13 protein-coding genes and 1 riboswitch are annotated in these 13,960 nt (G+C 49.2%); all 13 genes read right to left on the reverse strand.

Annotation, left to right across the window (positions count from 1 at the left end; translation table 11 throughout):
• Positions 1-25: 25 nt before the first annotated feature.
• The gene (locus JOE49_RS03465) at positions 26-1,291 is read right to left on the reverse strand and encodes an ABC transporter substrate-binding protein (RefSeq protein ID WP_209940561.1); all 1,266 of its coding nucleotides are present in this window, start codon (positions 1,289-1,291) and stop codon (positions 26-28) included.
• A 15-nt stretch (positions 1,292-1,306) separates the two neighbouring features.
• Positions 1,307-2,143: a carbohydrate ABC transporter permease gene (locus tag JOE49_RS03470; protein ID WP_069080911.1), complete on the reverse strand. Its 837-nt coding sequence runs from the start codon at positions 2,141-2,143 to the stop codon at positions 1,307-1,309.
• Entirely contained in the window at positions 2,143-3,024 is an 882-nt protein-coding gene (locus JOE49_RS03475; RefSeq protein ID WP_209940562.1) for a carbohydrate ABC transporter permease, read from the reverse strand. The genes JOE49_RS03470 and JOE49_RS03475 overlap by 1 nt, the downstream gene beginning before the upstream one ends.
• 173 nt (positions 3,025-3,197) lie before the next feature.
• The gene (locus JOE49_RS03480; RefSeq protein ID WP_280922024.1) at positions 3,198-4,448 is read right to left on the reverse strand and encodes a serine hydroxymethyltransferase; all 1,251 of its coding nucleotides are present in this window, start codon (positions 4,446-4,448) and stop codon (positions 3,198-3,200) included.
• A 120-nt stretch (positions 4,449-4,568) separates the two neighbouring features.
• A complete protein-coding gene (locus JOE49_RS03485) occupies positions 4,569-5,156 on the reverse strand; it encodes a TIGR01440 family protein (RefSeq protein WP_023990717.1) in 588 nt (195 codons plus the stop codon).
• Positions 5,157-5,376: 220 nt separating this feature from the next.
• A riboswitch (ZMP/ZTP riboswitch) is annotated at positions 5,377-5,458 on the reverse strand.
• 78 nt (positions 5,459-5,536) lie between these two features.
• Positions 5,537-6,121, reverse strand: a complete 585-nt coding sequence (locus JOE49_RS03490; protein WP_028542181.1) for a low molecular weight protein arginine phosphatase — start codon at positions 6,119-6,121, stop codon at positions 5,537-5,539.
• A 104-nt stretch (positions 6,122-6,225) separates the two neighbouring features.
• Positions 6,226-6,786, reverse strand: a complete 561-nt coding sequence (locus JOE49_RS03495) for a manganese efflux pump MntP (RefSeq protein ID WP_076156417.1) — start codon at positions 6,784-6,786, stop codon at positions 6,226-6,228.
• Positions 6,787-6,928: 142 nt separating this feature from the next.
• Complete coding sequence (locus JOE49_RS03500; RefSeq protein ID WP_209940563.1) at positions 6,929-8,176, reverse strand: L-threonylcarbamoyladenylate synthase; 1,248 nt, start codon at positions 8,174-8,176, stop codon at positions 6,929-6,931.
• A 155-nt stretch (positions 8,177-8,331) separates the two neighbouring features.
• Complete coding sequence (spoIIR, locus tag JOE49_RS03505) at positions 8,332-9,024, reverse strand: stage II sporulation protein R (RefSeq protein ID WP_209940564.1); 693 nt, start codon at positions 9,022-9,024, stop codon at positions 8,332-8,334.
• A gap of 256 nt (positions 9,025-9,280) precedes the next feature.
• Positions 9,281-10,474, reverse strand: coding sequence for an FtsW/RodA/SpoVE family cell cycle protein (locus tag JOE49_RS03510; RefSeq protein ID WP_028542184.1), 1,194 nt, complete (start codon positions 10,472-10,474; stop codon positions 9,281-9,283).
• A gap of 75 nt (positions 10,475-10,549) precedes the next feature.
• On the reverse strand, positions 10,550-11,449 hold the full coding sequence (gene prmC, locus JOE49_RS03515) for a peptide chain release factor N(5)-glutamine methyltransferase (protein ID WP_023990722.1): 900 nt from the start codon (positions 11,447-11,449) through the stop codon (positions 10,550-10,552).
• 3 nt (positions 11,450-11,452) lie between these two features.
• Entirely contained in the window at positions 11,453-12,520 is a 1,068-nt protein-coding gene (gene prfA / locus JOE49_RS03520; protein WP_023990723.1) for a peptide chain release factor 1, read from the reverse strand.
• 271 nt (positions 12,521-12,791) lie between these two features.
• A complete protein-coding gene (gene ychF / locus JOE49_RS03525) occupies positions 12,792-13,892 on the reverse strand; it encodes a redox-regulated ATPase YchF (RefSeq protein ID WP_023990724.1) in 1,101 nt (366 codons plus the stop codon).
• Between the last annotated feature and the right edge of the window lie 68 nt (positions 13,893-13,960).

The following is a 13,960-nucleotide window of genomic DNA, read 5'->3' on the forward strand; positions in this document are numbered from 1 at the left end:
TGCATCCTCCTGCAGCGCTATTCTTTTATCTATACTTCAAATTGTCCCATGCTCCCTGAAATTGCTGAAGCATTTCATCCTTCGTGATAACCCCTGCAATATAGGCTTGCATACTACTGCTTAAATCCTGATTCAGCCCCTTCGGGAAGCGTTGGAAGTTCCAGCTCCATATCTTGCCTTCCCTCACATGCCGAGATATTTCTGCACCTAGATCACCTGTCATCTCGTCACTGGACGTGATACTTTTGAAGGCGGGAACAAACTTAAACTCCTTGGTGATATAGTGCTTGCCTGTTTCTGATGTGACCAACCAATTGAGGAATTCTTTTGCCTCCTGCTTCACAGGCGAATTTTTGTTGACCACCCAGTTCGAAGCCACTCCGACAGCCAGTCTACCTCCTGTGGAGGGATCATTGTCTATAGGCGCAGGCAGAATACCCAAATTCAAGTTAGGATTAATTCCATCCATTTGCGGTTGCGTCCAATTCCCCTGGTGCATCATAGCAGCCTTACCTGTCGAAAACAGTGTCACTTGTGTATTGTAATCCGTCGTGAGCGGATTGCGGTTTCCATATTTTATAGTCAGGTCAAGCAACTTCACCCACTGATCGAACACGGGGTTACCGGGGATGCGAGCCGTTCCTTTGTTTAAATCCGCAACATAACTTTCCGGGTTCGGCTGTCTGGCAAACGGGATATTGATAAAATGGTTCCCCAGAACCCACCATTCCGCATACCCGTTAGCAAAAGGTATAATCCCTGCCGCTTTCAGTCGCTTGGCTGCTTCTTCCAGTTCATCTATCGTCTGAGGCAGTTTGGTTATGCCCGCTTTTTTGAACAAATCCTTGTTATAAACAAAGCCAAATCCTTCTAGATTCATAGGCTGTCCATAAATCTTACCGTTAACCGTCATCGGCTTACGAGCAAAATCGTCCAGGTCCTTCACCCATGGCTGATCCGACAAATCCTCCAAGTACTCCAGCCACGTATCGCGGTCCTGGTAGCCCTCATTTGTAAAAATGTCCGGCTGATCGCCTGATGCGAATTTAGCCTTCAACGAAGCACCATAGTCCGTACCACCACCGACAGATTGGATATCCAGCTTGATGCCAGGGTGGGTCTTTTCATATTCAGCCTTCAGCTTGTTTAACGGTTCCGAAATTTCTACTTTGAATTGATAAATGTGTATCGTTTTCGTCTCACTCTGTTGAGCCTTCGTATTTCCACAACCTGCAAGTGTACATGCGAGCAGCACCATCAAGGAGATGACAAGTAACGCTGGTTTTTTCATCGGTTATCCCTCCCATCAGCCTTTGACCGCACCGGCTGCAATGCCAGAAACGATGTATTTTTGCATCACCAGAAAAAACACAACAACTGGCGCGATCCCCAATACCAGTGCTGGCAGCGCCAAGTCCCATTGCTTGGTGTACTGACCAAACAACATATAGGTTGCAATCGGAATGGTGCGCAGCTCAGGATCATTCAAAATGAGTGAAGGCAACAGATAGTCATTCCAGATCCATAAGGTGTTCAAAATAAGTACGGTTACGAACATAGGTAGCAGCAGTGGACAAACGATGCGAAAGAACACCCCGTACCGGGATGAACCGTCCACCCTTGCCGCCTGCTCGATCTCAATAGGTACCGTTTTAATAAAGCCATGAAAAAGAAAAACGGACAAAGGCGCTCCAAAACCCAGATAACATAAGATCAGTCCCGGTATACTGTTGTTCAAGCTCAATACGTTGGACACTTCCATAAGCGGCAACATAATTGATTGAAAAGGGACTACCATCGCAGCCACAAGCAAACCGAATAGGCAACGATTAAAAAGAGTGTCATGCCGAACCATCTGGTAAGCGGCCATTGAGCTGATTAGCAGCAAAAGCGCATTACTGACGATCGTGACAATCAGTGAATTCCCCAGTGCTGTGGGAAAGTTTATTTTATTCCAGGCGTTAGCATAGTTTTCAAAACGGAAGGTTGTCGGCCACGAAGCGGAATGGGCCAAAATGTCGCCAAAGGATTTAACGGAGTTTACGAGCAAAAAATAGAACGGAACCAGAAAGATTAACCCGATCACAATAAGTAATAATTCAGCAGCCCATGTGCCCAAACGATAGTTTGACGTTTTTCCCATTACATTTCGACCTCCTTTTTCTTCGTGAGACGCACCTGAATGCTGGTAATGATCGCAACGACCACAAAGAAAATCATAGCTTTGGCAGTCCCTAATCCAAGTCGATTATTTGTAAACGCTTCATTATATATGTCCAACGCTACAGACTCTGTCGACTTGAAAGGTCCCCCCTTCGTGAGAGCCAAATTCAACTCAAATACTTTAAAGGACCAGGATATCGCCAGGAACAAGCAGACGGTCACCGCTGGCATAATAAGCGGCACTACAATATGACGCAAAATCTGTCTTCGGCTCGCACCGTCGATTTGGGCCGATTCAATAAGGGCATGCGGGACATTATTCAACGAGGATATGTAAATAACCATAAGATAACCCGCATATTGCCATACAAACACAATGACAGTTCCCCAAAAAGCAGTTGGCCCATCACCCAGCCACGGCAGTTTAAAAAAGGAAAGCCCTGTCGCCTCTCCTACCGCAGAAAAGCCGCGTACAAAAATAAATTGCCAGATAAAACCGAGCAGTAAGCCGCCAATCATATTGGGCATAAAAAATACAGTTCGCAGTGCATTACGGGTACGCAGCGGTTTGGTAAGTGCATAGGCTAGGAAAAAGCCAATCAGGTTTGTCAGAATGACACCACATACGGTAAACCGGACCGTAAACCAGAACGCATTACGGAAATCTGGATCATCCCTAAAAATATGAACGTAATTCCCTAGTCCGAGCCATCGGATATTTTCAGATACTCCATCCCAGTTCGTCATGGAATAATACAGCCCCAGCAGGAACGGAATGACCATAATCAAGACGAAAAACAACGCCATCGGTCCCACAAATACGAGTTGCTGCAATAATTGCGCGTATTTTCTTTGACTCAATGCAATCACTCCTTTGTCGTAGATCATGAAGGATAGCGCGCATAAACCTTACTGTAATCGCTTATTACCCAAAAATGTAAGTTTCGAGTCGTTCGGAAGCAAAAAAAGGCTGTTCTCCTCCGGCTTACGGAAGGAAAACAGCCTATAACATAAAGATTATGAATGTTGATGAATTAGTATTGAGTTCCTGGATAGATCGGGAACTTGTCTGTCAACTCGCCAACCGCTTGGCTTGCTTTGGACAATACAGTATCATCTTTCGGATTTTTAAGGGTTTCGGCAATGATTTTACCGATTTTGACCATAGCCTCTTCATCCATACCACGAGATGTTGCAGCAGGTGTACCAATGCGAATCCCGCTTGTTACGAATGGACTGGTCGGGTCAAAAGGAATCGCATTTTTATTGACCGTGATGCCCACGGAATCCAATACATGCTCCGCTTCTTTACCTGTGATATTCAAATTGCGCGTATCCAACAGCATCAGATGGTTATCCGTACCACCGGATACAATGTTAATTCCTTCAGCCAACAATGTTTCAGCCAGAACCTGTGCGTTGCGGACTACGTTTTGCGCATAGGTTTTGAACGATGGCTGGAGCGCTTCACCCAAGGCAACCGCTTTGGACGCGATCACATGCATCAGTGGCCCCCCTTGAGTACCAGGGAAAATAGCTTTATCAATCGCTTGCGCCCATGCTTTGCGAGTCAGAATCAGACCCCCACGCGGACCACGCAGCGTTTTGTGTGTCGTTGTTGTTACAAATTGGGCATGCGGAACTGGACTTGGGTGAATTCCCGCTGCCACAAGACCTGCGATATGTGCCATATCCACCATGAACAAAGCACCTACATCATTGGCAATGGAAGCAAAAGCTTCAAAATCAATAGTACGCGGATATGCACTCGCGCCAGCTACAATCAGACGAGGACGGTGCTTGAAGGCTGCCTTGCGCACTTCATCGTAGTCGATGCGGAAGTTGTCTTCGCGTACACCATAGGCAGCAAAGTTATACAACAAGCCGGAAGCGTTAACCGGACTTCCGTGTGTTAAGTGGCCACCATGCGCCAGATTCATACCCAGTACAGTATCTCCAGGTTTGAGAGCTGCCAGATACACCGCCATGTTGGCTTGTGCTCCAGAGTGAGGCTGCACGTTAGCATGCTCGGCGCCGAACAGTTCTTTCGCGCGGTCACGTGCGATGTCTTCAACGATATCTACATGCTCACAGCCACCATAGTAGCGTTTGTTCGGATAACCTTCAGCATATTTATTCGTCAGCACGGAGCCCATAGCTTCCATTACTTCTTCACTGACAATGTTCTCGGATGCGATTAGCTCGATATTGTGGCGTTGTCGTTTCAGTTCAAGTCCCATTGCTTCCATCACTGCCGGGTCACTTTTACGCAGGTGTTCCATCATGATTGATTACTCCCTCTCCATAGTCAATTGTTGGGTATACAAGCAAACGCCTGCTCCTCTGTTGGGTACCTCATCATCAATGCAAAAAAGATTAGTACAAACATGCCGCCATGCCAAATGCTAATCGCAGTTTCCGCCGACTTCTTGCTCCAGACTGTACACCGCCCGTTGTCCGCCAATAAGTGGAGGACGGGTGAACGCTGCTGTCACACGTGCTTCGCCAATCCAGCGAAGGCTTGGGCGAAACGGAACAGCAATGGGTCGCAGATGCATGCCAATCAGCGTTTCGCCGATGTCTATCCCGGCATGAGCCTGCACGTTCGCCGCCAAACACGCGTCGCTCATAGAACGATAGGCGACGGTAGCCATAGAGCCTCCTGCTGTACGAACAGGAACAGCTGCAACCTCCATCAGTCCCAATCGCTCCAGCACAGCCCGTTCAACGACCAGCGCTCGGTTCAAATGCTCACAGCATTGAAACGCCACATCAAAGCCATACTCCCTGCGAACAGACTCTACTCCAGACAACAGTTGCTGAGCCACATCGAGCGCTCCCGCCGTACCAATCCGACTTCCAGCCACTTCACTTGTGCTAACGCCGATAACCAGCAGGCGACCAGCCTTGAGACTGGCTGCTTCTGCGATTTCCCGCACGACAGAAGTGGTCTGTGCTTCCAGCGGAATCTCATGATCTAATTGTTCCACCATTGGAACCTCCTTTGGTTGAACAGCCTCTCAGAGACTAGGCACGGTCTCATGCCCCAAGTTCAACACACTCTCTCCTGATCACAATCTGACTATATTATAGCCGATGTTTCAGATTTCGAGCAGAAAAAATGGAAGAATCTTTAATGGAATCAACTCTCAGCTAAAAATCTGGCATAACTTGTATATGAAAAAAAGAGCAGTCCACACCTATGTGGAATTGCTCTTTTGCCCAGGCGACCGGCCGTATATCCGATGCTCCATCGTGGTTAATCCCACTTTTGTCGCCAGTTACATCGGATTCTCATTTTTCCACCTTATCTTAACGGATTAACCGCCGAAAATCAACAGATTCCGTACAAAACAGATGAGTAATACCAATTTTATTCGGAAGATGCCTTTAGCTTGTCCAGCAGCTTATGCAGTGCCGTACGGATTTCCGCAGCTGTGACATCGTAATCTTCTCGCGAACCACCAAACGGATCAGAAATATCAAAGCCCGGAATCCGTTGGTGTAATTCAATCATTCGTTCACGCTCCTGCGCCGATAGCTCTTGTCCGAGTGAAGCCATCAACTGCTGTGAAGCATATAAACTATCCAACTCCTGTACATCATTCAACACCGCATCCCGGTTCTCCACATATTCCTTAAGCGTAAATACTTTGCCCGCCGTTTGGGGAAAGCGCTGAATTACGTGCTGTTTATGTCCTTGCGTCAAGGTTAAGATCAGATGCGCCCACCCGGCAAGCCCGTCGCTCAAAGGGGTTGAAGTGATCTGATCGGATATATCATGATCACGTAGAACCGCCTCTGCATGTCGGGATATCGGCGTGCCTTCCATCGCGGCTACTCCCGCAGAACGCACTTCCAGTTCTAGCCCATGCTCAGCAGCCAACTTACGCAGCATCCCTTCAGCCATTGGACTGCGACAGGTATTCCCTGTGCATACGAATAAGATATTCTTCAACGTTTTCACCCCCCGTATGTTAAAAAAATATATAAACAGAGGATTACTATAATTCTAATCCCTTACTATAATCCTGCATTTATTTTACACTGTCTACGCTAAAATCAAAACATAAACATAAAGCCGAATGCCAGCAAAATGGCACCGCCCACTGCTTCTCCATAATCTCCTAGATTGCGGCTGACCTTGCGACCCAGCAACAGGCCCAACATCGCCATTGCTCCCCCGCAAAAACCAAACGCCAGAACGGACAGCACCAGATCACTCTGGAACATACCCAGTGACACTCCTACAGAAAATGAGTCAACGCTCACCCCAAGTGCAAACAGCAAAAGGCCTAAAGGCGAACGATGATCCAATACCTGTACGCCGTCCCCTTTAAAGGAATTATACACCATATGCCCGCCCAAAAGGATGAGTAGACCCCCTGCGAAGTAGGTCGTCACATGACCTAATAAAGAACTCATATAATGGCCTGTGAACATTCCCAGCAATGGCATCAGAATGTGAAAAAAGCCAATGACAGTACTGATGCGCAGCACGTCTCGCAGGCGTATCCCCTTCATGCCGATCCCTACGCCCAGCGATAACGCATCCATTCCTAGCGCTACCGCCATGATCAGAATCGTTACAACCTGCCCGGCATGGGCAGAGGCTGCCAGCATACTCCATCCCTCCATTATCCGTCTGTTCTTGTACACGTTATGCGGACAAGGGGCAAATCAGTACAAGCATAGACTGAAAGTACCCAATACCGAGACGAGGAGGGAGGAAAATTTAATATAAGAGGCTCTGATTCGACAGAAGCTACAAGCGGACGATTCGGTGACCTGCCGCTTTAAGCAGGCGGTTCATGACGGCGTCTCCCAATCCTTTCGGCGGACAGGATTCCGACAAAATGTAGGTGACGCCGTCCTCGTCGCAGCGGCGCAGCACGCCGTACAGGCGCTGCGCTGCCTCATGGAGCGCGTCCAGCTTGCCTAACGTGTAGACGCGCTCTCCGGCGTAGCCGGCGGCATGCTCGTCGAACGCGAGCACTGCCGTGCGCTCCCCGCGCGCGGAAGCCTCCGCCAGCGCGGCGCGAATCCAGCCCGTCACCTCAACGGACGACGGGCCTTGCACCAGGCTCAAGCGGCCTCGCGGCGCGTAGTGCGTGTACTTCATGCCCGGCGAGCGTGGCGCCGGGCTGTCCGCGTCCTCCCCGGGCGTAGCGACCAACGCCGGGTCCAGCACGACAGCGCGAGCAACCGCAGCGAGCTGCTCGGCCGTCACGCCGCCGGGGCGCAGGATGGTGACGGTTCCGTCGTCACCCGCCTGCACTACCGTGGACTCCAGTCCCACCCCCGTGGGACCTCCGTCCAAAATGCCGCCGATGCGGCCCTCCAGATCCTCCCGCACATGCTGTGCAAGGGTGGGACTGGGTCTTCCCGACCGGTTGGCGCTTGGCGCAGCCAGTGGACAACCCGCTTCAGCGATCAAACGAAGCGCTATCGGATGATCCGGCATGCGCACACCAACCGTGTCCAGCCCGGCTGTCACACGCGATGACAGTGCCTGCGGCACTACCGGCAATACGAGAGTCAGTGGTCCCGGCCAGAACATATTCATCAGCGCTCGGGCTGTATCGTTTATTTCTGCTACCATACCCTCTAATTGATCAACATCAGAAATATGTACAATGAGCGGGTTATCGGAAGGGCGTCCTTTGGCAGCAAATACCGCCTCCACCGCTTTTGTACTACGCGCATCGGCCCCCAGGCCGTACACGGTCTCCGTAGGAAAGGCTACCGTCTCTCCAGCTTGGAGGAGTAAGGCGGCCTCGCGTATGCCCTCTTCCGCCGCAATCCGAGCCTGTTCATCCCAAATTTCGTCAGAAACATCCCCGTCAGTGTTGCTCACAGGAACCAAACATCTTACATCCCACCATTGTGTATGGGAAGACTTCAATGCCTGCTTCAGCTCGCGAATCCCCTGTTCATCTAGCTTTTGCTCAGGTTTTTCCTTTTGCACAAATTCTCCGCGCAAGTCTTGCATTTGATTCGATTTATCGCTCATATCAGATCATCCCATATCTTATTGTCATATACAGGCCAGTGATTTCGCCTGATCCTATAAGGCTACTTTGAAAGATCAGTTCATTTGGCTCTGCCATGTGTATATCTATCGTAAGCTCCATTATAGCATATGGGGAAACTTACACTCCTCAACGTTTAGGCAAACAAGCCACTCACCCAGCTACACAGTCCCGCAAGTGCATCCCACAGAAAAAAACGTACTTCCGGCTCCTTGTCAGCGGCATTCGTCCGACTTTCTCCGTGATCCGTTTTTGCTGATACCGTTTGTGCCGCTGCTTCCCCACTGCCTGCATCAATAAAGCACAGCGGAGGAAACAGCACGCACCACCAATTTTGCCCTTTTCCTTGCCCCAGCGTAACCCGAAGTGCCTCATAATTCCCTGCCGGGTAGACAAGACCACCGTACATTTTCGTTGGGAAAGGTACGCTCGCCAGTTCCACCTGATGATCATACGCAATGCCGCGACGAGCCAGTTCCATACCTACCAAACGGTCAATTTCAGGTAAATGAGCATCAATCAATGATCTCGCTTGGTCTAAGCTTTGCGGGTTTTCCAGCTCACCCACCCAGGCATTCATCTGCTGTACAATAGCATCCCGTATTTCGCGTTTAACCAACTGATCCTCCGGGCGATCCGAATTGGCCAAAATACGCAGTCGAATGGAATCATGTGGAATCACTTTCAGCCCTGCTGTTGCCACTCCTGATGCTAAGGTTCCTCTTGTTCCAGTGGTCATAGCAGCATCCGTCTTTTGACCTTCCCAAGACATCATTAATATCGAAATACAAAATAGTATCATTGCGGCTTGCTTTACCCAACTTCTCATTTTCGTCCCCCCAAACCCAAACTCTATCATGTCTATCAGTCTGTCCGGTTTGGGAGAGTCTAAACCTATGATTCTTGTAAAAGATTCAGGACCACTTTACAGATTTTTTCAAAAATACCCTCAAATCATGCTACACCAAGCTTCTGACCCTCACCGAGGAATATGAAAAAGCCCAGATTTCACAATCTGGACTCTCTCGTTGCACCGTTTCAACTCACACAAATACCAATCATTATCTAGCCACATTCCACCTGTACTAGGCTTTTTTCGCCTTCGTCAAGCTTAGTCTGGAAGGCTGTGGCAGATCATCCTCCAGCTCTTGGCCGTGCACCTTAATACTCATAACCAAGCCGATACTAGCCATGTTAATAAGCAACGAGGTACCACCATAACTTATGAACGGGAGCGTAATCCCCGTAAGCGGCATAATGCCCAGAAACGCACCAATATTCTCAAAAATCTGGTACAGCAACATGGACACAATCCCGACAATAATATACGGTCCGGCGCGATCCCGGCATTCCAGCGAAATCAGGATCATGCGGTGAATCAAAATAAAATATAACAATAGCAGCACTGAAGAGCCTACAAAGCCAAATTCCTCCGCTACGACCACAAAAATAGAATCCGCGTACGTATAAGGAACACGCCCGGACTGTACTGAGGTTCCTTGCAAAAAGCCCTTGCCCATCATCCCGCCAGAGGCTATCGCCAGCTTGGCATTTTTGGTATGATAAGACGCCTTCGCGGTTGCCTCTTCCGGTACCAACCAAGGGTCCAAACGCTCAACCCAGTGACTACGGCCAATCCCCTTCATAAAGGAATCAATCTCATCGTGAAACGAAATATAAGCTTTGATCCCGCCGCCAACAGCGACTGCAAATACTATGAATCCGATCAACGCATGGGATGCCTTCACATTACCAATCCATAGCATACCGATGACGATGACAATATAACCGAGCGCATTACCCAAGTCATTTTGTGCCATAACCATGGCAAACGGGACAAAGCTCACCAGTGCGACCGGAAGAACATCCTGAATAAAATACAGCTTGCTCTTGCGCTTTTTGATCAGCATATAAGTCAGAAAAACGATAAGGACCAGCTTGAATACCTCAGCAGGCTGAAGATTCAAGCCACCAATTTTCAAAAAGCCCTGAGAGTTGTTAACCGTCCCGCCAAAAAATCCGAGACCCAACAAGAATATTCCGCCTCCATATACGTACAAGGCTTTTTTAATGAATATCCGAAAATCGACCATCGCTAAACCCAAAATCGCCACAAAACCCAATATATAATACCCGATCATCTTCTGGTAGTCATTGCCGTGCTCTGCCAAGTTCGTAGGGCCCCTACCTGCGCTGTATACCGTTATGATACTAATCGCCATGAGCAAAACCAGAATAAAGATAACCGGACCGTCAATTTTTTTCAATTTCTGAAGCATGATTTCCCCCTGAGCCGTTTCTCGGTCATACTCCTCTTATTCTAAAGGAAAGACTCGCAAAAAGAAAATGCAGCACTACTCCGAGACACCTAGGACATGTCGCTCGATCCCTGCAAGGTCAGGAACGATTATAATGTTCTTCCAATGACCTGCCTGTGCCAGCAGACCAGCCACGTCTCTGGCCTGTCCCATCCCCAGCTCAAACCCGATTAGCCGCGGCGGAGCCTGAAGGAGTCCGAGCTGTTCCAGCATTGCCCGATACGGGCCGAGCCCGTCAGGACCACCATCCAACGCCATCCGCGGCTCATGGTCGCGTACCTCTGGCTGTAAGCCAGCGATGTCAGCAGCCGGGATGTACGGCGGGTTGGACACGAGAATGTCCACCGCCGTTCCCACGAACGGCGCCAGCAGATCGCCCTCGCGGAATTCTACGGCTGCGCCGTTCGCAGCAGCATTATGAGTCGCTACTTTTAACGCGGCAGCCGAAATATCCCCTGCCGCCACGCGCCAGCTCGGTCGCTCAGCCGCCAGCGTCACGGCAATCGCACCGCTGCCTGCGCCGATGTCGAGCGCCTGCGGAGCGCCGCTTGGCCACAGCCGGTCGCCGTGCTGGAGTATCGCCTCGACGAGCAGTTCTGTCTCGGGGCGCGGAATCAGCACCGACGGCGAAACCGCGAACGGGCGGCCATAAAATTCCTGCCGTCCGATAATATACTGCGCCGGTTCACCCGCAGCTTTGCGGGCTATAATCCGTTCCCACGCCTCCTTGACGGAGGAAGGGAACGAATCACCCAGAGCAGCGTAAAACGCCGTGCCTTCCAACCCGAGCACATGCTCCAGCAGTAAGCGGGCATTGTGCTGCGGCTCCAGAACACCACAGCTTCCTAAAAAAGAAGAAGCCTCAACTAAGGCTTCTCTGACACTCATGTTCCGTTCCGGCGACATCCGATACACACAATCGCGTTCGTTCCCCAAAACTTAAACCTCTTGTTCCATCAAATCAGCCTGCTCTGCAATCGTGAGCGCTGATACGATTTCTTCGATCTCCCCGTTCATCACCTGGTCCAGCTTATGCATAGTTAGGCCAATACGATGATCCGTTACACGGCTTTGCGGGAAGTTGTAGGTCCGGATACGCTCACTGCGGTCTCCAGTACCTACTTTGCTCTTACGCTCGCCTGCATATTTGGCTTCCTCTTCCTGACGCAACATATCCGAAATACGGGCACGCAAAACTTGCAGCGCCTTCTCCTTATTGGAGTTCTGGGATTTGCCGTCCTGACAGGTTGCCATAATACCTGTAGGCATATGTGTCACACGCACCGCCGACTTGGTCGTATTAACGGACTGCCCGCCTGCACCGCTGGAGCAGAACGTATCCACGCGAATATCCTTGTCGGAAATTTCAATATCCACTTCTTCTGCCTCAGGCATAACGGATACTGTAGATGTCGACGTATGAATACGTCCACCTGATTCTGTTGTCGGAATCCGCTGCACGCGGTGTGCGCCGCTTTCGAATTTCATTTTGCTGTATGCACCACGGCCGTTAATCATGAAAATAACCTCTTTAAAGCCCCCGAGATCATTCATGTTCGCGTCCATCAGCTCTACACGCCAGCCTTGGGTATCGGCATAACGAGTATACATCCGATACAAGTCAGCTGCGAACAATGCCGCTTCGTCACCACCCGCTGCACCACGAATCTCAATAATAACGTTCTTATCATCATTCGGGTCCTTCGGCAGCAGCAAAATACGGATTTTTTCATCCAGCTCCCGCTTGCGAACACTAAGTTCATCAATCTCCATTTTGACCATTTCACGCATCTCGTCGTCCAGCTTTTCACCCTGCATGGTTTTTGCAGCTTCCAGCTCTTCAACGACATTTTTATATTCGGTATATGCTTCATAAGCAGGCTGTAAATCAGACTGTTCTTTGGAATAATCTCTAAGTTTTTTGCTATCGTTCGCTACATCCGGATCGCAGAGCAGTTCGCTCAGTTTATCGTAGCGGTCCGCCAATGATTGCAATCGGTCCAACAAGCGATTCACCTCTTCAGTTAAATTAATATGAAACCAGCTTCAATTTCACTGGCTACAGCTCTTTATTATACCAACTAATTCATGAATTAGCTACAAGAAATACTGACTAATTTAGGATTTTGCAAAAATCCACACAACATGCAATACAATAAAAAGTCGCCGCCCTAATATAGGCAGCGACCACATAATCTAGCACATTTCAGAACACACATACATTGAATCATCGTCTTTTATATATCCGAATCGAGTATTGTACTCTGGAAATTATATATTAAACATTAAAACGGAAATGCATAACGTCTCCGTCCTGCACTACATATTCCTTACCTTCCAGACGAAGCTGACCACGTTCCTTAGCCCCGTTCATCGAACCAGCAGCGACCAAATCGTTGTAGGATACAACCTCGGCACGGATAAATCCGCGTTCAAAATCCGTATGAATTACGCCCGCAGCACCCGGTGCTTTCGTTCCTTTGTGAATAGTCCAAGCGCGTACTTCCTGCACACCTGCTGTGAAATACGTATACAGGCCCAGCAAGCGATAAGCTGCTTTAATCAGACGGTTCAATCCGGATTCAGCTAATCCCAGCTCCTCAAGGAACATCGCCTTGTCTTCGCCTTCCAGCTCAGCAATTTCAGATTCTACCTTGGCGCTGATCGGCACCACTTCTGCATTTTCATCTATGGCAAAATCGCGTACCTTTTGCACATATGGATTGCTGTCAGCTTCCGTTACGCCATCTTCGCTGACATTAGCTGCGTACAATACAGGCTTCATCGTAAGCAAATGAAGATCGCGTACAATCAACCGTTCTTCATCCGACAATTCTAAGCTACGCGCCGGTTTATCAGCATACAGCGATTCCTTGATCCGCTCCAACACTTCAACCTCTTGGGTGTACTGCTTGTTGCCACCCTTCATGTTTTTGCGGGAACGTTCAATACGCTTGTCTACGCTTTCGATATCCGCCAGAATCAGTTCCAAATTAATAGTCTGAATGTCGCTGATCGGGTCAATTTTGCCGTCCACATGGGTAATGTTCTCATCTTCAAAGCAACGTACTACATGTACAATCGCATCCACTTCACGAATATGAGCCAGAAACTTGTTACCCAGACCCTCGCCCTTGCTCGCACCGCGCACAAGTCCTGCAATATCAACAAATTCAAATGCCGTTGGCACCGTTTTATTCGGCACAACCAGTTCGGTCAGCTTATCAAGCCGTTCGTCTGGTACTTCAACAACGCCTACATTGGGGTCAATCGTACAAAATGGATAGTTTGCGGATTCCGCACCCGCCTGCGTTATTGCGTTAAAAAGTGTTGATTTGCCCACGTTCGGCAAGCCCACAATCCCCGCTTTTAAAGCCATAATCAGAACAACTCCCGTTTATATAAAATATGCGTTATGCCATCCGTTAGTTTACCAACCCACATTAT

The organism is Paenibacillus sp. PvR133, assembly GCF_017833155.1.
GTDB lineage: Bacteria > Bacillota > Bacilli > Paenibacillales > Paenibacillaceae > Paenibacillus > Paenibacillus polymyxa_B.

Bases quoted from the DNA above. Each gene is read 5' to 3' on its own strand.
- JOE49_RS03465 (WP_209940561.1), bottom strand. From the start codon at position 1,291: ATGAAAAAACCAGCGTTACTTGTCATCTCCTTGATGGTGCTGCTCGCA.
- JOE49_RS03470 (WP_069080911.1), bottom strand. From the start codon at position 2,143: ATGGGAAAAACGTCAAACTATCGTTTGGGCACATGGGCTGCTGAATTA.
- JOE49_RS03480 (WP_280922024.1), bottom strand. From the start codon at position 4,448: ATGATGGAACACCTGCGTAAAAGTGACCCGGCAGTGATGGAAGCAATG.
- JOE49_RS03485 (WP_023990717.1), bottom strand. From the start codon at position 5,156: ATGGTGGAACAATTAGATCATGAGATTCCGCTGGAAGCACAGACCACT.
- JOE49_RS03495 (WP_076156417.1), bottom strand. From the start codon at position 6,786: ATGCTGGCAGCCTCTGCCCATGCCGGGCAGGTTGTAACGATTCTGATC.
- JOE49_RS03500 (WP_209940563.1), bottom strand. From the start codon at position 8,176: ATGAGCGATAAATCGAATCAAATGCAAGACTTGCGCGGAGAATTTGTG.
- spoIIR (WP_209940564.1), bottom strand. From the start codon at position 9,024: ATGAGAAGTTGGGTAAAGCAAGCCGCAATGATACTATTTTGTATTTCG.
- JOE49_RS03510 (WP_028542184.1), bottom strand. From the start codon at position 10,474: ATGCTTCAGAAATTGAAAAAAATTGACGGTCCGGTTATCTTTATTCTG.
- ychF (WP_023990724.1), bottom strand. From the start codon at position 13,892: ATGGCTTTAAAAGCGGGGATTGTGGGCTTGCCGAACGTGGGCAAATCA.